This window comes from Pseudomonas sp. Pse79, assembly GCF_024519615.1.
GTDB classification, from domain to species: domain Bacteria; phylum Pseudomonadota; class Gammaproteobacteria; order Pseudomonadales; family Pseudomonadaceae; genus Aquipseudomonas; species Aquipseudomonas veronii.
On record NZ_JALJRR010000046.1, the window covers coordinates 1 to 24074 of the forward strand.

14 protein-coding genes are annotated in these 24074 nt (G+C 61.9%); 4 read left to right on the forward strand and 10 right to left on the reverse strand.

Annotated features, from left to right (window positions below; translation table 11 throughout):
* Positions 1–101: 101 nt before the first annotated feature.
* From tssH to NR164_RS29595, 8 genes are all read right to left on the reverse strand, one after another.
* On the reverse strand, positions 102–2756 hold the full coding sequence (gene tssH, locus NR164_RS29560; RefSeq protein ID WP_256823618.1) for a type VI secretion system ATPase TssH: 2655 nt from the start codon (positions 2754–2756) through the stop codon (positions 102–104).
* Positions 2757–2911: 155 nt separating this feature from the next.
* Complete coding sequence (locus tag NR164_RS29565; RefSeq protein ID WP_046383733.1) at positions 2912–3403, reverse strand: Hcp family type VI secretion system effector; 492 nt, start codon at positions 3401–3403, stop codon at positions 2912–2914.
* A gap of 24 nt (positions 3404–3427) precedes the next feature.
* On the reverse strand, positions 3428–5146 hold the full coding sequence (locus NR164_RS29570; RefSeq protein ID WP_256823619.1) for an OmpA family protein: 1719 nt from the start codon (positions 5144–5146) through the stop codon (positions 3428–3430).
* Positions 5147–5152: 6 nt separating this feature from the next.
* Entirely contained in the window at positions 5153–5836 is a 684-nt protein-coding gene (gene tssL / locus NR164_RS29575; RefSeq protein WP_057004771.1) for a type VI secretion system protein TssL, short form, read from the reverse strand.
* Positions 5833–7188, reverse strand: a complete 1356-nt coding sequence (gene tssK / locus NR164_RS29580) for a type VI secretion system baseplate subunit TssK (protein WP_256823620.1) — start codon at positions 7186–7188, stop codon at positions 5833–5835. Before tssK ends, tssL begins: the two co-directional genes overlap by 4 nt.
* 23 nt (positions 7189–7211) lie before the next feature.
* Positions 7212–8750, reverse strand: coding sequence for a type VI secretion system contractile sheath large subunit (gene tssC, locus NR164_RS29585; protein ID WP_046487050.1), 1539 nt, complete (start codon positions 8748–8750; stop codon positions 7212–7214).
* A 33-nt stretch (positions 8751–8783) separates the two neighbouring features.
* Entirely contained in the window at positions 8784–9287 is a 504-nt protein-coding gene (tssB, locus tag NR164_RS29590; protein ID WP_046487053.1) for a type VI secretion system contractile sheath small subunit, read from the reverse strand.
* A gap of 475 nt (positions 9288–9762) precedes the next feature.
* Positions 9763–11391: a PvdJ/PvdD/PvdP-like protein gene (locus NR164_RS29595; protein WP_256823621.1), complete on the reverse strand. Its 1629-nt coding sequence runs from the start codon at positions 11389–11391 to the stop codon at positions 9763–9765.
* Positions 11392–11533: 142 nt separating this feature from the next.
* Between NR164_RS29595 and pvdM the strand changes: the two genes are divergently transcribed.
* Both pvdM and NR164_RS29605 read left to right on the forward strand, forming a co-directional pair.
* A complete protein-coding gene (pvdM, locus tag NR164_RS29600) occupies positions 11534–12898 on the forward strand; it encodes a pyoverdine-tailoring dipeptidase-like protein PvdM (protein ID WP_256823622.1) in 1365 nt (454 codons plus the stop codon).
* Positions 12899–12974: 76 nt separating this feature from the next.
* On the forward strand, positions 12975–13841 hold the full coding sequence (locus tag NR164_RS29605) for a formylglycine-generating enzyme family protein (protein ID WP_256823623.1): 867 nt from the start codon (positions 12975–12977) through the stop codon (positions 13839–13841).
* A 216-nt stretch (positions 13842–14057) separates the two neighbouring features.
* Here the strand turns inward: NR164_RS29605 and NR164_RS29610 are convergent, their stop codons facing one another.
* Positions 14058–14885 (reverse strand): N(5)-hydroxyornithine transformylase PvdF, encoded by an 828-nt coding sequence (locus NR164_RS29610; protein WP_046487061.1) that lies wholly within the window; start codon positions 14883–14885, stop codon positions 14058–14060.
* A gap of 199 nt (positions 14886–15084) precedes the next feature.
* On the opposite strand from NR164_RS29610, the gene NR164_RS29615 reads away from it, so the two are divergent.
* Positions 15085–16737, forward strand: a complete 1653-nt coding sequence (locus NR164_RS29615) for a cyclic peptide export ABC transporter (protein ID WP_256823624.1) — start codon at positions 15085–15087, stop codon at positions 16735–16737.
* 154 nt (positions 16738–16891) lie between these two features.
* Positions 16892–19279: a TonB-dependent siderophore receptor gene (locus tag NR164_RS29620; protein ID WP_306218365.1), complete on the forward strand. Its 2388-nt coding sequence runs from the start codon at positions 16892–16894 to the stop codon at positions 19277–19279.
* A 164-nt stretch (positions 19280–19443) separates the two neighbouring features.
* Here the strand turns inward: NR164_RS29620 and NR164_RS29625 are convergent.
* A partial coding sequence (locus NR164_RS29625; protein ID WP_256823626.1) for a non-ribosomal peptide synthetase occupies positions 19444–24074 on the reverse strand: 4631 nt, incomplete at its 5' end.

A 24074-nucleotide genomic window follows, 5' to 3' on the forward strand; every position in this document is an offset into this window, starting at 1 on the left:
GCTCAGGTGTTCGTGGCCTTCAAAGGCCAACACGTCGAGACGGGCTTCGATGTTGCGCACACTCAAGGTGTGCCGGCTGTGGTCGAAGAAAGCCTGCACGTTCACACCTCCAGGGCGACGGCCTGCGCCGTGTCTTGAACATCGCTGAAATGCAGACTGATCCCTTCATCCTCGCTATAGCCCAAGCTCACGCCGTGGGTGCGCAGTTGCGCCGCTCGACGCGCCAACAGGTGTTGACTGAGGACCGGCAGGAGCTGCTCGTTAAGCAAGCTGTCGATGTTGCGTGCGCCCGAATCCGGTAGCAGGCAGGCAGCAACCAAGGCGTCGTTCAGGGTGTCGTCGATCCGGCAATCCAGGCCGTAATGACGCTGCAGGCGCTTGGCGACCTGGGCCAGCTTGATCGCAACAATGCATTTGAGTGCGTCGGCTCGCAGCGGGCGATAGATCAGGGTTTGAAAGCGCGCCAGCAACGCTGGCTGGAAGTGTTCGCGCAGGATCGGACGCAGTCGTTCATGCAGCACGCTGTCCGGTATCTCCGGGTGTTCCTGCACGCTGGTGTGCAGTAGATCGCTGCCGAGGTTGGAGGTCATCAGAATGACCGTGTTACGGAAGTCGATCTCGCGCCCTTCGCCATCGCGCATAAACCCACGATCGAAGACTTGGTAGAACAGGTTAAGCACATCGCGATGCGCCTTTTCCACCTCGTCGAGCAACACAACGCTGTAGGGCCGCTGGCGCACGGCTTCGGTCAATACACCGCCCCGGCCGTAGCCGACGTAGCCGGGTGGCGAGCCTTTGAGTTGACTGACTGTGTGGGCTTCCTGGTACTCGGAAAAGTTGAGGGTGATCAGTGATTTTTCGCCGCCGAACAGGCTGTCGGCCAAGGCCAGCGCCGTTTCGGTCTTGCCTACGCCGCTGGTGCCGACCAGCAGGAACACGCCCAACGGCGCCTTCTCATCGGTGAGCCCGGTTTTGGCCGCACGCAGGCGCTGAGCCAAGGCACTCAAGGCCGGAGCCTGGCCGATCACGCGCGCTTGCAATTGCTGTTCGAGCAGCAGCAGATTGGCCTGCTCGTCCTTGAGTAAGCTGCCCAGCGGCACGCCGGTCCAGTCGGCGATGACTTGCGCCACGCTACGTGCGTCGACATCCAAAGACAGCAGTGGCTGGCTGCCTTGAATGTCACTCAACTGCCGTTGCAACTGTGCACAGGTATCCCGCTGCGGTGGCTGCGCCTGGCGCGCAGCAATCAGTTGTTGGGCCAGATCGAGTTCTTGGCGGTATTGCTGTTCCAGATCGGCGTGTTGACGTTGCAGATCGGCGTGTTGCGCGGCAATCGTCGCCAGACGCTCATCCACGCTGTGGCCGCCAAGCCGCTGATCCTGCTCCAGCGCTTGGCCCTCCAGTTCCAGGGCCACTTGCAGGGCACTCAGACGGCGCAACGCCTGCGGTTCGCAGTCCAGGCTCATGCACACGCGGGCGCTGGCGGTGTCCAGCAGGTCGACGGCTTTGTCCGGCAACTGGCGCCCCGTCAGGTAGCGCCTCGACAGGCTGACCGCCGCCTGTACTGCCGCATCCTGGATGTGCACACCGTGATGGCTGGCGTAGCGCGCCTTGAGCCCGCGTAACATCAGGCAAGCGTTCGCGTCGTCCGGTTCCTCGACCTTGACCATTTGAAAGCGTCTTTCCAAAGCGGCATCACGCTCGAAATACTGCTTGTATTCACTCCAGGTGGTCGCGGCGATGGTGCGCAACTCGCCACGGGCCAGAGCGGGCTTGAGCAGGTTGGCCGCATCGGCGCCGCCGGCCTGGTTGCCGGCCCCGACCAGGGTATGGGCCTCATCGATAAACAACAGCACCGGTTGTTCGCACTGCTGTACAGCGTCGATCACGTTTTTCAGGCGTTGTTCGAACTCGCCCTTGACGCCAGCGCCGGCTTGCAACAATCCCAGGTCAAGGGTACGCACACTGACTGTTTTGAGACTGTCCGGCACCTTGCCTTGGGCAATGCTCAACGCCAGGCCTTCGACCAGCGCCGTTTTGCCGACACCAGGCTCGCCCACCAGGATCGGATTGTTTTTGCGCCGACGGCTGAGGATGTCGATGACCTGACGGATTTCATCATCGCGGCCGAACACCGGGTCGATCTTCCCTTGCGCGGCCTTGGCGGTCAGGTCCTGGGTAAACCTGTCCAGCAGCGCCGCTAACGCATCGTCTTTCGACACGCTGGGCGGGAGTATGGCGAGTTCACTTGAAGGCACCGCGATCACTGACGTCTGCACCGCGGGGCGCTCTTCGGAGGTTTGGTCCAACAACACCAGCAGCCGCTGCAACTGCGCCTCACTGAGACTGAGCAAGGGCCATACGGCTTCGCACGCCAGCAGGTTGGGCGTCTCCATCAACGCGCTCAGCAGATGTACGGAACGCAGGCTGTCGTTGTGCTCGTCCAATGAGGCACGCAACCAGGCATTTTTGATCAGTTGCTGTAATGGCGCCGACAGCTGCGGCTTGCTCTGCACGCTACGCGGCAGGCGATCGATGTGCTCCAGCAAGCCATACCACAACGTCTCCATATTCCACTCATAGCGACGTGCGATCACGGTCAGGTCGCCTTCACCTTGCCCCAGCAACTTGAGTAGCCAGTGTTCGACGGTAATCTGCGCGTGGGCACGGCTTTGGCACAGCGTGGCCGCTGCACTCAACGCCTGGGCGCAGTAAGGGTTGAGACGACGAAGCAAGCGCGTGGAATTCTGGGCCATACGGCTACATCCTTGTTCGGTGATGGTGGTACGCGATCGTTAACGCCAGTCGCGGGCCGGAAACTCGATGTGTTTGGCTGAACGCCCGCGAACGGACGCTCAACCCAGCACACCGGGAGCCAGCAGGCAAAGACCCACCTGCTGCTCCGGGCGTATCAAGCGCTTTGGCGTTCATTCCACGAATCGGAGTGGATGATGTTGCCGTCCTTGTAGGTCCAGGTAACCTTCTCGTAACGCAACTCCACCTGCTCGAGGTGGTTGTGCTTCTCTTTGCTGGGGTCTTTGACGTCGTGCATTTTCGGCGCGACTTTCACGACCTTGACCTCTTCGAGTTTGGTGATGAAGTACTCGACCTCCTGCCCCGCATCATCGATGCGGTACCACTTGAACTCGGCACTCTTGAGGGTTTGCCCGGTGGTGACCGCCTTGTAGAGATAGGGGCTGGAGGCATCGATTTCCTTGGAAAACAGAAACGGGGTGTGAACCCGCGTACCGGTCAATTTCCCGGTGTTGTTGTCGGTGGGGATGTACAGACTGTGATCCTGGGCAACCACCTCGATGCTGCCCTCGCGTTGTTGCACGTTCACCGAACCCTTGATAGTTGCGCCGCCGTCGTCTTGCAGCCAGAGGTAAACGGGAATTGCCATGTGAAGCTCCTTTTTCTCGTAGATTTAAATGTCGCGGAATGCGACCGGGGGTTGCCTGTCCGGGCTTGCAACGGGAAGCGCGCAGGCCCCCGCCTCACGCACCAGACGGATATCAACGCGGCGGTTGGCTGCACGCCCCGCCTCGGTGTCGTTACCGGCAATCGGCTGGCTGGCGCCGAAACCCTGCACAGCAAAGCAGCTGTCGGGAATGCCGCCCATGCGTTGCATCCAGTCATGCACGGCAGCGGCGCGGGCGCGGGACAGTCGAAGGTTGTTCTCGGGGTCGCCAGTGGCATCGGTATGCCCCGAGATCACGATCAGCCAGCCAGGCTGGGCCTTGATATCGACCAGCGCATTGATCAGGATCTTGGCTGAATCCGCCTTGAGCTGGGCACTGCCGCTGGCGAACAGCGACAGGCTGTCCAACCGCACCGGGCTGGCAGCCCGCGCAGGCGATGCGGCCGGTGGCGGCTCAACGTGAGCAGCCAGTACCGCCAGCAGCGCAGCGCGCAGGCGTTCGCCGCGATACAGGCCCAGGCCGAATGCCGGGGGCGCACCGTGCCGGTAGTACGCGTCCAGACGCTGGGCGTCCTGGCGCAGCACGCCCACGGCATTTTCACGCCCAAGAAACTCGCGTTGATTACGCTGGGTCGGTTGCGGGATCGCCGAATAACGTCGCAGGTCATCACTGACTTGGCGCAGCAACAGGGCGTTCTGCCACGCCGAACTGGCAAGTGCGACAACACCGGCGACGGCGAACAACCACAGCGCAACAACGCTCGCGCGTTGCATCGGGGAACGCAGCGGGCCGAGCGGCAGCAGGTTGAGCAAAGGGTCCGGGACCGGCAACACCGCATCGGCCACAACCGCCCTGTGATCCGCCAGCGCGACTTTGCTGCGTAACCATTGCTGCCACAGGTTCCCCTTCACGGCATGCGCCAATGCCGGCACCCACGTAACTGCGCAGATCGCCACTAGGCCAGAAGCGCTACGCATGACAAGGTGCGGCAGTACCGCTTCGTGAAGCCAGGCCACAGCGCTGTTCAGTTGAATGCTGGCGTGCATCCGAGCGGCCTGCCTGGGCGAGTCAGCGGATTGCTGTTGCCAGTCATCCAGGCTGACGCAAGCACCCGCATCACACACACGGACCTCGGCCTGCCCGCTGCCCCAACAGAACCAGGGTGCCTCGTCCTGCAGGGTTTGCAGGTAGCTCACCAGCAACAGCGGCAGCGCAACCCCGCGTTTGCGGGCCAAGGCCAGTTGATGACTGAAGGCGCGCATCTGACCGGCGAGTACCGCCCCATCACTGTGCGCGCCGGGGCTGACGCTGAACATCACGCCCAGTTGCCCGGCCCAGCCAGGACGCAAGGCCAGAAGGTGATCGGTGATAGCCGGCAGTTGCTCCAGGCTCGGTACGCGCACGTAGCACCCTTGCTCGGTCACCCGCAGGGCCAACTGCCCGGCGGCAACCCCGCCGAACAGCCCATCCAGGCCATCACCGCAGACCAGCACCACCGGCTGACGAAACCCCGCAGCGGGCAGCACCATGCCCTCGGCCAACCTCACCGACCCACGCTGCCGCTCGGCGCGCAGGCGCAGCGATACCCAGGCCCACGTCACACAGCACACCGCGATCAGCACGCCGAGCACACGCGCCCACATCGCCAGCGGAATGATGAGCAGCAACGCGAGGACGAGGACACCGGCCCACAGGTAAAGGATGCGATGCAGATTGAAGGTCATCCGCACTTACCCCTGATCAGGCAAGAGCGAGGCAATCGCATCGCTCAGCAGATGATCCAATCCCCACCACGTCGCAACCAGCAACAGGGCCACTGTCAGCAGATGAATCAAGGGCGAGCGCAGCCAGCCAAAACCCGCGCTGAGTTCGCCACCGACCACCTGCGTCGGCATGTGTTGGCTGACCTTGAACGGCGCCACCTGTGCGTTGAGAGCAGCCAATAGTTGCTCGCGTCCGGGGTCGCTCAAATCACGATAGCGCCCGCGAAAACCCAACATCAATACGCGCTGAAATACCGTCAACACATGCCGGTCCGGCGCGGGTTCGCTCAACACGTCACGCATGGCCTCGTACAGAAACTCACCGGCCTGATGACGATTGAAGAACTTGGCCTGCAACGGTTCGCTGGCCCAGGCGGCGCGGGCATCTGCGTCGGCGCAGGTCAGCACCGTTTCGTCGAGTAGCGCGCATTGAGCATGACTGATGTGGTCGATGTTGCGCTGACTCAGGCCCGCCCGTTCAAGGTGCTGCCGAGCTTGCTCAACCTGTTCGATACAAAGCTGGCCCAACTCCCGACCAGGTTGCACCGAGGCGCCCTGGCGCAACTCGACCACCAATAGGTAGGTGTCCTGTAACAGCGCGTCGATATCCACCGCTGCTGCGGCTTGCTCGTTGGAAGGCGTCGGTTTCATGAGCGCAGCACCGCAAACAGTTCCAGCTTGACGTCGACCAAGCTGCTGGGAACGTAGAAAGCACAGACCCCTTCGTCCAGCACCGCCTGCCCCTTGGAATGCCCGAGATCCAGCGCGAAGTACTGATTTTCCAGGCGCAATGGAATCGCCGCCGGCACATGGCTGAGGGACTGCAACGGCACCCCGTCGAGCGCCGCGTTGATCAGATAATCGACCTCATCCGGCGTACCTATCTTGCACAGGCGCGGGAACTGGTCCTGCACCTGCGCCGCCGGTAGCCGACTGCGCACCGACAGATAGAAATCGGCCCCCTCACGCTCGCGCAAACGCGGGTCATTCAGCGTGACTTGCCAACGATTGGTCCCCTGCACCTCCAGGCTCAAAGCAATGACCCGCGACGGCAGACTGGCCTCCAACAACAGCGACAGGGTGTGCATCAGCGGCGGGAACACTGCCTCCAACGAGGTGTGCCGGTAAGCGGGGATTTTGTCCACGTCGTGTTCCAGCGAAAACGTGAGCAGGCCACCGGCGAGCTTGATCAGTTGCTGGTAGACCTGCTCGGGGTGGCGCGCGGGAAACTCCCGAAGATCGGCCAATACCGGCTGGTAGGTATTCAACGCATTGAGCAGCCAGAACAGCGACACGTCGGCGACGGCAAAGTCGGCCATGCGCTGATTGCTTTCCCGCCGCATGCCCATGAGCCGTTGCCGCTTGGCGGACAATTGCGTCAACAGGTTGTCCAGCTGGTTCAGCAACCCCGGGTGCGCGGCGAAGCTCAGCAACGGCGGCACATAGCCCGGGTCGAGGCTCCAGGCGCCCTGCCCGTCGCGCACCAGGCGCGCGAGCGGACACGTCATGTAGTCCGCATTATCGTCGCGCTGCAGGCGCAGGCTCAGTGCATGCTCCAGCACGCCTATCGACTGCACCTCATCGGCATACATATCCTGTACGTCGCGCCAAGACTGGCGATAGCGTGTGGGCCGATCGGCCCTGCCACCGTCGAACAGGCAGTTGTCGCCATTCGCCTGTTCCAGGGGCAAGGCCAAGTGCAATAACGCGTCCTGATCTTCGTCGGCCAGCAACTGCGCCAGCTCCAAGGCCGGAGGCAGGCGGTCGACCTGCTCGGTGTCGATCCAGGTGCCATCGGGCATGCGGACCCGCAACTGAGTCGCCTTGAGCTTACCCAGCCGTAATGCATCCAGGTCGAACCCTACCGCCTGGACACCCCAGGGGTGCGCCAGGGCCAGGTGCGCGAGTTGTTCGTTGGTCCAAGCCTCCCAGCGCGCCTGTTGCTGGAATTGTTGCGGCGACAGCAACGCCCCGGCGGCCCACAGAGGGCGATCGATATTCATGGCATCGTTTCCCTACGACTGAATCAGGCTTTGGCCTTGGGCATCTGCGAAACCAGTGACAAGTTCACGTCCATACCCTCGACCTGGAAGTGCGGCACGGCATACAACTTGACGCGGAAGAAACCGGGGTTGTCCTCGATGTCTTCCACCGTGACCTTCGCCTCCCGCAGCGGGTGTGAGGCCTGCAAGTCATCACCCGGATCAGTCATTTCGGTGACCAGCCCGCCGATCCACTTGTTCAACTCCAGTTCCAGCAAACGCCGGTCCTTGGTGGTGCCAATGTTTTCGCGCTGGATCAGCTTCAGATAGTGAGCAATGCGTGACAGCAGAAAAATGTAAGGCAGACGTGCGTTGATTCGACTGTTCGCGGTGGCGTCGGCCGTGTCGTACAGCGCCGGCTTTTGCGCGGAGTTGGCCGAGAAGAAACACGCATAGTCGCGGTTCTTGTAGTACGAGAGCGGAATGAAACCGAGGTTGGCGAACTCGAACTCACGGGTTTCCGGAATCATCACTTCGGAAGGAATCTTGACCTGATTGCCGGTGCCCAAGTCATACAAATGGATAGGCAGTTCAGTGACCGCACCACCCGACTGCGGCCCACGTATCTGCACGCACCAACCGTTGCTGATGAAGCTTTTGACCATGTTCGCGGCAAAGGCAAACGATGCGTTGGTCCACAGGTACTTGTGGTGATCCGGCCCTTTGACATTCTCGACGTAATTGAAGCTGCGCACGGGAACGGTGTCGGGCCCGTAGGGCAAGCGCCCCAGGACCCGCGGCATGGTCAGGCCGATGTAACGCGCGTCGTCACTGTCACGGAATGACTTCCACTTGATGTATTCGGCACGATCAAAATAGTTGCCGATGTCCTTGATCGCGGCCACCTCCTCCATGGTTTCCTTGCCGAAGAACGCTGGGCCTACAGCCCCCACAAACGGCATGTGGGCGGCGGCGGCGACTTTGGAAATATTGCGCAGCAGCGCGATGTCCTGAGGCCTGCGATCGAATTCGTAGTTTGAGATAGCCGCCGCAATCGGCTCGCCCCCCGGTGTGTCGTACTCCTGCGTGTAGGTATGCAGGTACAAGCCGCTCTGGGCAATTTCAGGCGCGTCCTCGAAGTCTTGCACCAGGTGGTCCTTGCTGACATCCAATAGTTCTATGCGAACGTTCTGACGGAAATCCGTCTGATCAATCAGCGATTTCACACCGCGCCAGGTTGACTCGACGCGCTGGAAGTCCGGATGGTGCATGACCGCATCGAGTTGACGGCCAATCTGCCGGTCCAACGAAGCAATATGCTCATCCAACAGGACTTTATCCAAACGCTCGATTTTTTGCGGCGATTGCTTAAGCAACTTTAAAAACACACTGACCGCTGCCGTCACCCGCTCATCGGCGGACACCTCGGACAGCGCATCCGAGTTCTGGAAGATATCAATACCGGCCAATTCAGCAACAGGACTTAAATTGATCTTGTTAAACAGCGCAGCATAAACACCCGCAGACTCTTCAGACAACACTGTGGCGCCGCGCGCTTGCACGTTGGAATGTTCTAAGGACATGATTTAACTTCCCTTTTAAATTACCGCTATGAATTAACGTTCTTCTTCAGGCGCCAAGGCAGCCAACTCAGCGCGCAGTTCGTCACTGAGCGCGTCATCCTTGAGGATGCGCTCCAACTCATGGCGGAAGGTCACGTTGTCCAGCAGATTCGATTTGAGATCACGCAACAGGTTGCGCATCGCCAATAACGCACGCAGTTGTGGAATCTGCCGTGCGACCTGCTCAGGCTCGAAGTCCTTCATGCACCGGAAATTCAGTTCGACAGCGGTGTCGGACGCATCGTCGTCCAAGGTGTTGTCGACAGCCAGCTTCAGACCCGGCGAGAACTCGCCCAGGACGCTGTCAAAGTTGTTCTTATTGATATCAACCTTGCCGCGCTCGGAGAGCGGACGCTGTTCTTTACCATTACTGTAGTCACCCAGTACCATCAGTTTCAAAGGTAACTCAACCTTTTTCTGCGCACCGCCGGTATGCAGGTCGAGCTTGATATTAACCCTGGCCTTGGGCACTTCATTTTGAAAGCTGCTTAGCGTCATCGTTTCATTCCGTGAGTTATCCAACAGCATTGATCTGCGGTCAGATGGAAATTAAAACCGGAATTCAATCAACTTAAATTCCCTTTCCGGAAAGCCAAAGTGCTACATGGCACATGGCGTCCGCTTGCTCACTAGAATGAAGTATCACTGCCATAACTTACCAGTCCCCGAATCACGGACGGGAACTTTCCATTGCGCATCAGGGATATTTCCCACAAAGCACAAAGATTATCTTTCTTGCAAAGATTATTGAAGATTTAAACCACAGACAGGGATCCAGCTGTCGGATATTTCTTAACTGCGCCGGCGCCCAATAAAAGATCAGTATAAATATACAAACCCATATAAATTTCTTTCAATATCCTCCATTATTTATAGTACTAAAACCTATAAAAAACACCCACGTGCCGACCAGAAGATAAACCATCTCCGTCTCAGCTTTACATCATAAACATCGAACTCCAGCAAAAAACGCCTACACCTCGCGCACCTTGACCTTCAAATGCCGCGCATACCATGGCCGCTTCGGCACCCGTTTGAACAAACCCTGCAGCGCTTCGTCTTGCGCAGCAAACGTAATTCGCAGGGCGAGCTTCATGATCTCTGGGTCCATCTCCATCGAACGCCCCCTCTGCAAGCCTGGCGTGGTGCTGCAGCCATGGGTATCCGGGCCCAGCCACGGGTCGCCGACTTCAACCCACCGCCCCGGCGCGAACCATGCCACGCCGTTGACCTCCAGGCGGCTGACCTGGTCGGGATGGAAGCGCTCATGGGCGCGGAACCAGTCTTCGATGCGGTCGTCGATCCAGCCATGGAAGTGCCAGAACACCGGGTTGACGTGGGAGGAAAACGGATCGCCAAGAAAGTCGTTTTCGGGTGCATACCAACGCGCGGCAAAGTCTGCCGGGTCGCGGGCGAAGGGCACGGGGGCGCCGTTGGAGGGGTCGCGGGGCACCGAGGCCCAGCGCATGTGCAGCCAGTCATGCAGGCCCAGTTCCATTTCGGAGCCGAGCTGGCCCAGGGTCAATTTGGCCAGGTATCGCGGGTCGCGGTATTGGGATTCCCAGACCTGGAAGTTGCTGTGGTAGGTCTCGGCGGCTTTGATATCGCTGACCCATTGGGTGTAGTCACCGTCGTCCGGCGCCAGCCAAGTGGGTGGCAGGGCAAAGCCGTCATGGTTGTCGAAGTAGCGCAGGAAGCCCAGGCGATCACGTTCCAGGGCCGGTTGCGGTTCGGGGAAGGCGGACCACGACGGCAAGTCTTGCATCGCACGTGCGGTGCCGAGCATATGCCGATGCATGAAGAAGAAGTCGATGCCCGAGCCGTTGCGATCCTTGAGCTTGCCCCGCGCGTCGCGCTCCTTGCCCCGTGGGCCGGGCTGCCAGCCGATGCCACGCAAGGCGTCGCGTTTTTCCTCGGAGAGCTTGTGCCATTGGTCGCGCGTGGCGTGCCACAGTTGGTGGAACAGGCGGTGCTCGGGGGAAATCAGCCAGGCCAGCAGCGAAGGGTTGAGACCGATGCGTTGGCGGGCTTCGGGAAACGGCTGTTTGTGGGCAACAAAGCGATTCTCCGGCGCGGTCAGCGCCAGGGGGCGGTCGAGGTCGAGGATCTGCCCGCTGAGGGTGCCGCTGCCGGCGTTGCCGAAGACGCCCCAGACTTCATCGACGGTCATGCTGAATTCATAGGCCGGCGCGCCGTCGGCTGCATCACGGTCGATCAGCCGCCAATAGAGCTCGGTGCCCTCGCCCGCGAGCAAGTCACCCAACACGCGATAACGGGGTTCGCCATCGCCGCGCAGGTGCTCGGCCGTGTCGAGATAACCACGCAGGCCACGCCCACGCGGCGCGACATCGAGCAGCAACGCCAGGCCCTGCGCGGGCAAACCCTTGAGGCCGGCATCGCGGCCTTCAAGCCGCAGGTTCCACACCCCGCGCAACGTGTTCGCCAGGTGCTGGCCGGCGGTATCGGCAAGATCCACCGTGGCTTCGCCGGGGGTGATGGGGAATTCTTCACGCGTCCACTCGCGATGGGCATATAAGGCCGCCGGCACGGCGGCGCCAGTCAGCGCCAGGCCTGCGATGAACCCACGTCGAGAGATCGTCATTGTCTACCTTAGGAAACGGCGTTATCAGAGCTAGAACGTTTACTCGCGCGGGAAATTTACCGCGCCGTCGCCGAGGCCTAAATTTCCGCGCTCATCGCTCGTTCTTCCCAGATAGCAAAGGCCTCAACTGACTGAGACGGCAATGACAAAACCACGTTCGAAAAAGGCGCTGTTTATCGGCCTGCCACTGGCATTGGCCATCGGCGCCGGGGCCGGTTTCCTGGCCTGGGATCATTGGTTCCGAGGCAATGCCGGCTACCCGCTGGCGGTGATCAAGCAGGCCAATGACCTGCAGGAGCGCCTGTTGTCGTTCGACAGCCATATCACCGTGCCGCTGGATTTCGGCACTGCCGGCAATGAGGCCGACCACGACGGCGGCGGCCAGTTCGACCTGGCCAAGGCGCGTCGCGGGCGATTGTCCGGGGCGGCGCTGACGGTTTTCGGCTGGCCGGAAATCTGGAACGGCGCCAATGCTCCCCACAGGCCCAGCGACGGCTTTGTCGAGGAAGCCCGCCACGAGCAGGAAGTGCGCTACAAAATCATCTCCGGCATGGTGCGCGACTTCCCCAACGAAGTGGGCATCGCCTACACCCCGGATGACTTCCGGCGCCTGCATGGCGAAGGCAAATTCGCGATCTTTATCAGCATGCTCAACGCCTACCCGCTGGGCAGCGACCTGAACCAACTGGACCTGTGGACAGCACGCGGCATGCGTATGTTCGGCTTCAGCTATATCGGCAATAACGCCTGGTCCGACTCGTCGCGGCCACTGCCATTTTTCAATGACTCCACCGACGCTCTCGACGGCCTCTCGGACATCGGCCAGCAAGCGGTACACCGCCTCAATGACCTGGGGGTGATCATCGATGTGTCGCAAATGTCGACCAAGGCCCTGGAACAAGTTGCGCAGTTGAGCCGCACGCCACTGGTGGCCTCCCACTCGGCGCCACGCGCGGCGGTGGATATCCCGCGCAACCTCAGCGACAAGGAACTGCAACTGATCAAGCGCAGCGGCGGCGTGGTACAGATCGTGGCCTTCTCCGCCTACCTTCGCCCGCTGAGCCAGCCGACCCAGGACAAGCTCAACAGCCTGCGCGCCCGCTTCGACCTGCCCCCCCTGCCCAACCTGGCCGTGGCCCTGATGCCGGGCGACGCAATCATCGCCGCCTGGCCCGAGCACACGTTCGGCGAGTACGCCAGCGCGCTGTACGCGATCCTCGATGACGAACCCAAGGCCACCCTCAAGGACCTGGGCGATGCCATCGACTACACCGTGCGCAAGATCGGCATCGACCATGTCGGCCTGGCGTCGGACTTCAACGACGGCGGCGGTATCGACGGCTGGAACAACGTCGGCGAAATCCGCAACGTCACCGCCGAGCTGATCCAGCGCGGCTACTCCGAAGCCGACATCGCCAAGCTGTGGGGCGGCAACTTTCTGCGGGTGTGGGACCAGGTACAAAAAGCCGCCAGGCCCTTGGCCAATCGCTCATCACCCTCGACGTAAGCCCGTGAGCACAACATGACCGTGCTGAGCCAGCGGTGGCGACGCACGCCCTTTGCCCTTTGAACGAGAGGCCCACATGACGCCATCCGCCCCCCTGACCGCTTTGGCCCTCACCGCCCTGTGCGCAGCGCTGCTGCCCAACCTGGCCGAGGCCGCCACGCCGCAACCCGGCAAAGTATTCAAGGACTGCAAGGACTGCCCGGAAATGGTGGTGCTGCCCGCCGGCACTTTCACCATGGGCACGCCCGACGATGAGGTCGGCCGCGAGCCGGACGAAGGCCCGATGCATACCGTGACCTTCGCCAAGCCGTTCGCCATGAGCCGCTTCCAGATCACCGCTGGCGAGTGGGACAGCTATATCCGCCAGACCGGGGTCAAGATCGCCGACGGCGACACCCGCCCCGGCCGCGAATGCATCGCCAGCAAGCCGCGCTACCCCCAGAGCCCGCGTCAGCCGGCAGTGTGCATGGACATGGACGACATCAAACACTACGTGGCCTGGCTGTCGAAAAAGACCGGGCAGCCGTACCACATGGTCAGCGAAGCCCAGCGCGAATACGCCGCGCGCGCCGGCTCCAGCGGGCCCTTCCCGTTTCCGTTCGACGAGGGCAAGGGTTACAGCATTGCCGAACATGCCAACACCTACGGTCCGGCGGATGGCTACAGTTTTTCCTCGCCGGCCGGCAGCTACCCGCCGAACGCATTCGGCATGTACGACATGCACGGCAACGTCTACGAGCGCGTGGCCGACTGCGAACACCCCAACTACATCGGCGCACCGACCGACGGCAGCGCCTGGGTGGAACCGAACTGCGAGAGCTACCAGATCCGTGGCAATGACTGGGGCGAAGCGCCAGTGTTCTCGCGCTCGGGCAATCGCAACAACATCTACCCGCAGACACGCGGGGACTGGATCGGCTTTCGGGTAGTGCGCGACCTGTAACAACAAATCCCCTCACTGCACCTACTGCACCTACTGCACCCGCTGCACCCACTGCACCTACTGCATCCACTGCATCCACTGCACCCGCTGCACCCGCTGCACCCACTGTAGGAGCGAGCTTGCTCGCGAAGCCCCCGAGTACGCCGCGTTTATCCAGGATAAACGCGTTATCGTTGGCGATTTTCGCGGGCAAGCCCGCTCCTACAGGGGCGTGCGTCAGCCCTGCTGAGCCAACCGTTCCAAACCTTCATGCAACGCCGGAAACAGGCTGTTATTGAAGTTGTTCCAGCGCAATTCGAGGATGGTGTCGTCCGGGGAAATCTCGGTCTTGAGCACGTCGTGGAACACTTCTCCGGAGTCGATGCCGTTGTCCACGTAGTGGAACGAGGCACCGGTCAGGTACAGCGGCTCGCACGGCTGCGTCTCCTTGGTCGTCCAATCCACCACCGCCTGGCCACGGGCACCGTACAAGGCGTTCCAGGTGGCGTAGGCGCCCCGGCGCTCGTAGGGCGATTCGATACGGGTAATGCCCGGGTGAATGTTCATGATCCGCCGCGCAAATGGCGCACCCGGGCGCACCAGCTCATCGAGGATCACCAACAGGCCGTCCAGCACCACGATATCGGCCTTCAGCTCCACCAGCGTGTCGTGCAGGCGGCGTTCGAAGTCCTGCTTGCCGGCGATGTGTTGCGCGCTGCCACGCGGCAGGCGGCGGTAGGTGGACGGCACGCTCAGCAGCAAATCGTTGACCAGACACCCCTGCACCCGCAGGTCCGCCGGGTACAGCCACTGGCGGCCCGGCGCATAGGCAAAGCCATAGTCGGCGACCAATTGCCGGTCACGCGGGTTTTGCTCGTCGTCGTCATACACCACGCCCACCAGGTTATAGGCCTCGCCCAGCGACGTATCGTTGAGCGAGCCCACCAGAAACTCCAGCACCGACTTCATGTAGCGCTCGTGGTCCTTATAGGCCACTGGCTGCCCGGCCTTGTCGGCGGCGGCATTTCTCAGGGACCACACATACACCAGGTTCTTTTTCGTCATTGGTTCGCTCTCACTGGATAGATCCGGCACGCGACCCTACGCGTGCGCCTACCCAACAAGAACGAACCAGGCAGCGGGCAATTTATCCGCCACCGCCACCGCCGGGCACGCCGCGCTAAATACTCGCGCCGACGCTTCGTTTGTCATGGGTAAGGGTCTGTGTGCCCAGCCCCCTCCATTCACTTTCCGGGAAGTACCTATGACCGACCCCAAGCGCGGCGCCTTCAGCGGTTTGCTCGCATTGCTCAGGCCCTTTCGCGCCATCGTGAGCGTCTCCGTCGCCCTGGGCATGGCCGGTGGCCTGGCCATCACGCTGCTGCTGGCGACTATCAATAATGCGCTGCACTCCGCCGCCGGGATGACCCAGGGGGTGATTCTGACGTTTGCTGCGCTGTGTGTGCTGGCGCTGGTCAGTTCGATCATTTCCGATATCGGCACCAATTACGTCGGCCAACGGATCATTGCCGCCCTGCGCAAGGACCTCGGCGAAAAGGTGCTGTCGGCGCCGATCGGGCAGATCGAGGGCTATCGCTCCCACCGGCTGATCCCGGTACTGACCCACGACGTCGACACCATCAGCGATTTCTCCTTCGCGTTCACGCCACTGGCCATTGCGGCCACAGTGACCCTGGGTTGCCTGGGCTACCTGGCCTACCTGTCGGTACCGATGTTCCTGATGATGGTGGTCGCCATCGTGATCGGCAGTGCCGTGCAGTTCATCGCCGGCGGCAAAGGCATCCAGGGCTTCGACCTGGCGCGCAGCCACGAAGATGAGCTGCAGCGTTACTACAACGCCATTGCCTCCGGCGCCAAGGAACTGCGCATGCACCGGCCCCGGCGCTTTCGCATGAACACCCAGCGCATTCAGGAAACCGCGGACCGCATCGCCGACATCCAGGTGCGTTCCGTGAACATCTACATCCTTGCCAAGACCTTTGGCTCGATGTTGTTCTTCGTGGTGATCGGCTTGGCCCTGGCGATGCAGGCCTATAACCCCAACCCCGACCCTAGCGTGATCACCGGTTTCGTCCTGGTGCTGCTGTACATGAAAGGCCCGCTGGAACACCTGCTCGGCTACCTGCCGGTGGTGGGCAAGGCGAAGATTGCATTTGGTCGTATCAGTGAGCTGTCACAGCGCTTCTCCTCGCCGGAACCGCACCTGCTGATGGATGACAGCGAAGCCCCGCAACCGGTGGTCAACAGCCTGGAATTGCGCGGTGTGCGCTACAGCCCGCCGGCAGTGGCAGGCAGCGAACCGTTCCACCTGGGGCCGATCGACCTGAACATCGCCCAGGGCGATATCGTGTTCATCGTCGGCGAAAACGGCAGCGGCAAGACCACCCTGATCAAGCTGCTGCTGGGGCTGTACCCGCCGCAGGCCGGGGAAATCCTGCTCAATGGCAACGCTGTGAGCGACCCCGAGCGCGACGACTATCGCCAGCTGTTCACCACGGTGTTTGCCGATTACTACCTGTTCGATGACCTGGTCCAGGGCAGCGCCGCCCAGTCACTCGACAGCGCGACAAAATACCTGGAACGCCTGGAGATCGCCCACAAGGTCAGCGTCAAGGATGGCGTGTTCAGCACCACCGATCTGTCCACCGGCCAACGCAAGCGCCTGGCGCTGGTCAACGCCTGGCTGGAAGAACGCCCGGTGCTGGTGTTCGACGAGTGGGCCGCCGACCAGGACCCGGCCTTCCGCCGGATCTTCTATACCGAGCTGCTGCCGGACCTCAAGCGCCTGGGCAAGACCATCATCGTGATCAGTCACGACGACCGCTATTTCGATATCGCCGACCAATTGGTGCGCCTGCGCGCCGGCCAGGTCGTGCACGAAATGACGCCGGCGTGAATTTTCTTTTCCGGTTTCCCGGGATAGGAACGTCTCACTAGTGGTAATGAGAACCAGACTCAATAAACACCTATAATTGCCCACTTAAAACATAGAAGAGAAAACACCCATGCCAGCACGACTCGGTCTCAGCCCACTGAGCAAAGCGCTATCCATGCGTCGGGCCCTGAACATCAACCTCCTGCCGAACGCCCTGGCCCTGGCCATATCACTGCCGGTGGCCGGCTATGTGCAGGCACAAGAGATCGAGTTGGACATTCCCGCGCAGCCGCTGGGGAGCGCGCTGCAGGCCTTCGGTCATCAGGCCAACATGCAGGTGCTCTACAGCCCGACCGACGTGCAAGGCAAGAACAGCACCGCCGTCAAAGGCAAACTGGGCCCGCAACAGGCGATCAATACCCTGCTGTCAGGAACGTCGACCACCCACAGCCTCAATGGCAATTCGCTGACCGTCACCGCCGCCGGTACCTCCGCCGGGCTGGAACTGAGCCCGACCCAGGTGACCGCCAACCAACTGGGCAACGTGACCGAAAACACCGGTTCCTATACCCCAGGCTACATCGCCACCTCGACCCGCCTGGTGCTGACGCCCAAGGAGACGCCGCAGTCGGTGACCGTCATCACCCGCCAGCACATGGACGACTTCGGCCTGAACAACGTTGACGACGTGATGCGCCACACGCCGGGCATCACCGTCTCGGCCTTCGATACCGAGCGCAGCAACTACTACGCCCGTGGTTTCTCCATCAACAACTTCCAGTACGACGGCATTCCGTCCACTGCGCGCAACGTGGCCTATTCGGCGGGTAACACCCTGAGCGACATGGCGATCTATGACCGGGTCGAAGTACTCAAGGGCGCCACCGGCCTGCTCACTGGCGCAGGCTCCCTGGGTGCGACCATCAACCTTGTGCGCAAAAAGCCCACCGCAGAGTTCCAGGGCCACGCCAGCGTGGGCGCCGGTTCCTGGGACAACTACCGCAGCGAGCTGGATGTGAGCGGCCCGCTGACCGAAACCGGGAATGTCCGGGGTCGGGCGGTGGCGGCTTACCAGGACAAGCATTCCTTCATGGACCGCTATGAGCGCCAAAGCCCGGTCTACTACGGCATCATGGAATTCGACCTGTCCCCGGACACCATGCTGACCGTAGGTGGCGACTACCAGGACAGCCTGCCAAAAGGCTCGTCCTGGTCCGGCAGCTTCCCGCTGATCGACGCCCAGGGTAATCGCAACAACGTGAAGCGCTCGTTCAACAACGCCGCCGACTGGAGCAGCTGGGAGCAGTACACCCGCACCCTATTCGCCATAGTCGAGCACGACCTCGGCGATGGCTGGGTCACCAAGCTGCAACTGGACCACAAGATCAACGGCTACCACGCGAAGATGGGCTCGATCCAGGGCAGCACTCCCAACCTGGACGGCACTTCGCAGCTGACATCGGGCAAGTACACCGGCGAAACCGTCAGCGACTCCGCCGACCTATATGTGAGCGGCCCGTTCAGCCTGGGTGGCCGCGAGCATGAGCTGGTCCTCGGCGGCTCCATCAGTTCTTCCGAGTGGAACGGCAATGGCTACTGGAACCTCGCCCCCAACCTGGTGAACTTCCACAACTGGCACGGCAACGCGACCGAACCGGATTGGGGCACACCGCAGTCGAAGATCGACGACACCGTGCGCCAGACCGGCGCGTACATGACCACCCGCCTGAACCTCGCCGACGACCTCAAGCTGCTGCTCGGCGGCCGCGTGGTCGACTACACCGTCACCGGCAACAACCCGACCTACAAGGAAACCGGACGGTTCGTGCCGTATGCCGGTGTGGTCTACGACCTGAACGACACGTACTCGGTCTACGCCAGCTACACCGATATCTTCATGCCGCAGGAAAGCTACAACCGCGACCGCAACAACAAACTGGTCGAGCCGGATGAAGGCCAGAACTGGGAACTGGGCGTCAAGGCAGACTTCCTGGACGGTCGTGTAAACGCCAGCGCCGCCTACTTCGAGATCCACGAAACCAACCGTTCCGTGTCCGACGACGAATACAACAACCGCACGCCGACACCGTCGAACTACGCGTTCAAGGGCACCAAGGCCGTGACCAAGGGTTACGAAGTCGAAATGTCGGGCGAACTGGCACCGGGCTGGCAGCTCCAGGGTGGCTATACCCACAAGGTTGTGCGCGACGACAACGACATCAAGATCTCGACCTTCGAGCCGGAAGATCAGGTCAGCGTCTACACCTCGTACAAGTTCAAGGGCAACCTCGACAAGCTGACCGTCGGCGGCGGCGCTCGCTGGCAGAGTGTTGGCTGGCAGGACATCTACAACAGCCCGAAAGGCGGCTACGAGGAGTTTTCCCAGGAATCCTACTGGCTGGTGGACCTGATGACCCGCTACCAGTTCACCAAGAACGTGTCGGCAACGTTGAACGTCAACAACATCTTCGATAAGACCTACTACACCAACATCGGCTTCTATAACTCTGCCGCCTACGGCGAGCCACGCAACTTCATGCTCAGCACCCGCTGGGACTTCTAAGGCCTGCTCGTAGCCGCCCTGGCGGCTACTGAGGGTTCCAACCCTAACGCCCCGTGCATTCATTGCCCGGGGCGTTTTTGCAGGGGCCGGTCGTTGACCCCCACCCCACGAAAAAGCCCCCGATCACCATCAGTGGCCGGGGGCTTGTTCGTTCAGGCCCGGTGTTACGCCATCGCGTCGGCGAAGCTGCGCACGAACGCGGCGTTGTCGATCAACCGATCGTGACTGGTCTCGATCAGCACCGAACGTTCAATCCGGGACTGGCCGGCGACCTCCAGCATGCTCGCCTCAATCAACCGATGATGCACACCCGTGCGGCTCAAGGTCGCCCACCAGCAACTGATCGGCGCCTTGATCGCCTTGAAATCGGCATCATGCAGGCGCTGGCCCAGCATGCGGTCGACCTCCCACGAGATTTGCGCCTCATGGCCACTGAGCAACTCTTCCTTGAGTTCATGGAAGCGCTCACCCAGCACATCCCCGGCCCACTGGTTGAACCCGGCCCATTGCTCATCGTCGCCATCAACCGTGGCCTGCTGGCCCGACCACTTGGCATGGATCTGCGCCGTGAACTCAGGGAACATCGCGCCCAACAATTCCACGCGCCGGTCATTGGCGGATATTTCGCGCTCATCGACCATCACCGCCGTGTCCCAGAAGGGCTTGACCCACTGGGGTGGCGATGCGTCGATCCAGCCCACGCACTCCACTTCCCGCCCAGCCTGCTCCAGGCCATGGGCAACTTCCATCGCCAGATTGCCGCCCAGGGACCAGCCCGCCAGACGGAAGGCCCCCTCCGGCTGCGCCGTCAACAATTGCGCGGTGTAGTCCTCGACCATCTCGTGCCAGGCCGGCACTTCACTGCCCTCCTCGGCCAACGCCCGGCAAATCACGCCCATTACCGGCCGCTGCTCGCGCAACGCCAGGGCAATGGCCTTGTAGCAATGCACCGAACCATAGCTGGGGTGAAACAGGTACAACGGTGTGCCACGGGTCTGGCTGTTCAACCTGACGATCAACGAGTTGCCGGCCTGACCATTAACACAGGCCACCTGCCCCGCAACCGTCGGGTTGAGCATCAGCTGACTCACCGAAAGCTCGACGCCGGTAGCCTTGCGGATACGCTCCTTGAGCATCAACACCAGCAACGAGTGCCCGCCCAGCTCGAAGAAGTTGTCCTCCACCCCCACCTGTTCAAGGCCCAGGACCTCGCGCCAGGCGAGCACAACGGTGTGCTCCAGCGGGTTGCTCGGCGCAACGAAGTGCCGCTGATGCACGCTGGCGTCCGGTGCCGGCAGGGCCTTGCGGTCTAACTTGCCGTTGGGGCTCAAGGGCATGCGGTCCAGCACGACCCATTGCGCAGGCACCATGTAGTCGGGCAAATGCGCCAGCAAGTGATGACTCAGGGCATCACGCCAGGCGGCGGCCGGGTCGTGCAACACCAGGTAGCCCACCAGATGCTTGCCATCCTGCACTTGCACCGACGCTTCACGCACCTGCGGATGCTCCAGCAGGCGCGCTTCGATTTCGCCCAGCTCGATCCGCAAACCACGCAATTTGACCTGATGATCCAGGCGCCCCAGGTATTCAATCACGCCATCCATGCGCTGACGGACCCGGTCCCCGGTACGATACAACCGCGCGCCAGACTGGAACGGGCACGGCACAAAGCGCTCGGCGGTCAGGCCGGGACGGCGATGGTAACTGCGCGCCAGCCCGACACCGCCCAGGTACAACTCACCGGCAACACCCGCCGCAACCGGCTGCAACTGCGCATCCAGCACATGGGTGCGCAGGTTGGCGATCGGCTGGCCAATCGGCACGCTGTCGCGGTTTTCATCGACACACGTCCAATGGGTCACATCAATGGCCGCCTCGGTCGGGCCGTACAGGTTGAACAGCCCGGCCTTGGGCAGTTTGGCGAACACCTGTTGCTGGGCGTCCACCGGCAGGGCTTCGCCGCTGCAAATGATGCGTTGCAGGCCCTGGCAACTGCCGGCCTGCGAGTCCTGGAGGAACGCCTGCAACATCGAGGGCACGAAGTGCAAAGTGGTGACCTGGTGTCGATTGATCAACGTCACCAGGCGCGACGGCTCCCGATGATCACCCGGAGCCGCCATGACCAACCGTGCGCCGCTCATCAACGGCCAGAAGAACTCCCAGACCGACACGTCAAAACTGAACGGCGTCTTTTGCAGCACCGTATCACTGGCATCCAGTGCATACGCTTGCTGCATCCACAGCAATCGGTTGGTCAATGCACAGTGGCGGTTACCGGCGCCCTTCGGCTGCCCGGTGGAACCGGAGGTGTAGATGACATAAGCGAGGTTTTCGGCCTCGACGGCGACCTCGGGATTGAAGGTGGCAAACCCTTCCAGCCAGCTGTCACCCTGCTCCACCACCAGGCACTGTACGCAGTCACCGATGGGCAACGACGCTACCAGATGCGCCTGCGTCAACAGCAGTTGCACCCCACTGTCCTGCAGCATGTAGGCCAGGCGCTCGCGCGGGTATTCCGGGTCCAGCGGCACATAGGCGCCGCCAGCCTTGAGCACGGCCAGAAGCGCCACCACCATCTCCACCGAACGCTCCATCGCCACGCCCACCAGCAGGTCTGGCCCGACACCGGCCTGTATCAGGCGGTGCGCCAGGCGGTTGGCACGAGCATTCAGTTGGGCGTAAGTGAGCACTTCGCAATCAAACAGCAATGCCTCGGCATCCGGCGTGCGTTCGGCTTGCGCTTCGATCAACTGCTGCACGCTCTGCTGCAACGGGTAATCCTGCGCCGTGTCGTTCCACTGCTCGACCATCACCTGCTGCTCCAGACGCTCCAGCATCGGCAACTGGGTGACCCGCTGATTCGGATCGCCGAGCATGCCCTGCAACAGGTTCTGCCAATGGCGGGCCATGCGCTTGGGTGTCGCGGCGTCGAACAGATCGGTGGCGTAGGTCAGGGTCGCCCACAGCCCTTCGGCGGTCTCCTGGGTGTCCAGGCTCAAGTCGAACTGCGCGGTCTGCGTGCCCCACTCCAACCCTTCAACCCTCAGGTCGGCAAGCTGCTGGCCGCTGTTGGCCAGGCGCGCTTCGCTCTGGTGATTGAACAACACCTGGAACAACGGGTTATGGCTCAGGCTGCGCTCGGGTTGCAGCGCCTCGACCAATTGCTCGAAGGGCAGGTCCTGATGGCTCTGGGCATCCAGGGCCCGCCGCTTGGCCTGCTGCAACAACTGGGTGACGGTCAGTTGAGCATCGATATCGGCCTTGAGCACCTGGGTATTGACGAAGAACCCCACCAGCCGCTCGGTTTCGACCCGGCTGCGGTTGGCGATCGGCACACCGACGCGAATATCCTGCTGGCCGCTGTAACGGTGCAACAGGGTCTGGAACGACGCCAGCAGTACCATGAACAACGTGACCCCCTCACGCTGCGCCAGGGCCTTGAGCCCCGTCACCAGCGCCGGGTCCAGGACGACATCCAGGCTCGCCCCGCGATAGCTCTGCACCGAAGGTCGCGGCCGCTCGGCGGGCAGTTCCAGCACCGGCTGTTCACCGCCCAGCAGCGTTTGCCAGTAAGCCAATTGACGCTCGCGCTCGCCGCCCGCCATCCAGTCGCGCTGCCACTGGGCATAGTCGGCGTATTGAATCGGCAGCGCCGGCAGTTGCAGCTCCTGGCCTTGGCTGTAGGCCGCGTACAGTTGCACCAGCTCGTCGACCATCACCTGCATCGACCAGCCATCGGAGACGATGTGATGCTGCACCAGCACCAGCACGTGTTCGTCGTCAGCCAGGCGCAGCAGGGTCACCCGCAGCAGCGGGCCTTGTTGCAGGTCAAACGGTCGCGCGATCTCGGCTTGCACCAGGCGCTGCACATCCGCTTCGTCGGCGTCGGCATGCAAGATCTCCACGGCACCCGCATCCCGGATCATTTGCAGGGCGCGGCCTGCGTCCTGGTACACCTGGGTGCGCAGGCTTTCATGGCGTGCCACCAGCGTTTCGAAACTGCGTTGCAGCGCGGCCTGGTCCAGCCAGCCACGCAGGCGCAGGGTGCTGGGGATGTGGTACGCGGCGCTCTGGGGGTCCAGTTGCCAAAGGAACCACTGGCGCTCCTGGGCATAAGACAATGCCAACGGCTGCTGGCGACTGACGGGCAGAATCGCCGGCGCACTGTCCGTCTCGGCTGCCGAACGCTGCAGCGTCTCGACAAAACCCTGCAACCGCGGGTGTTCAAACAGGGTTCTGAGGGGAACTTCCCGGCCCAGCAACTGGCGCAGACGGGAGATGACCTGCATCGCCAGCAACGAGTGCCCCCCAGATTCAAAGAAGTGGTCGGCCAGGCCAACCCGTCCCAGGCCCAGGATTTCACCCCAGATCGCCGCCACGTCCTGCTCCAGCTCGCTCTGTGGCGCCACATACACCTGCTGCATCTGGCTCACATCAGGACGCGGCAGGCCCTTGCGATCGAGCTTGCCATTGGGGGTGAGCGGCATGCGCTCCAGGAACATCAGGTGCGAGGGCACCATGTAGTCCGGCAGGCGGGTTTTCAGGGCGCGGCGCAGGTTTTCACGGCAGGTGGACTGGGCCAACGCATCGTCCATCAGCACCGGATCCAGTGGCACCACATAGGCCACCAACTGCTTACCGTTCGGGCCTTCCTGGGCCACCACCACGGTTTCGCCGACGCTGTCCTGCTCACGCAGCCGCGCTTCGATCTCGCCCAGTTCGATACGGAAACCGCGGATCTTCACCTGGTGGTCGACACGGCCGAGGTAATCCACCACGCCATCCGGGCGGCCAC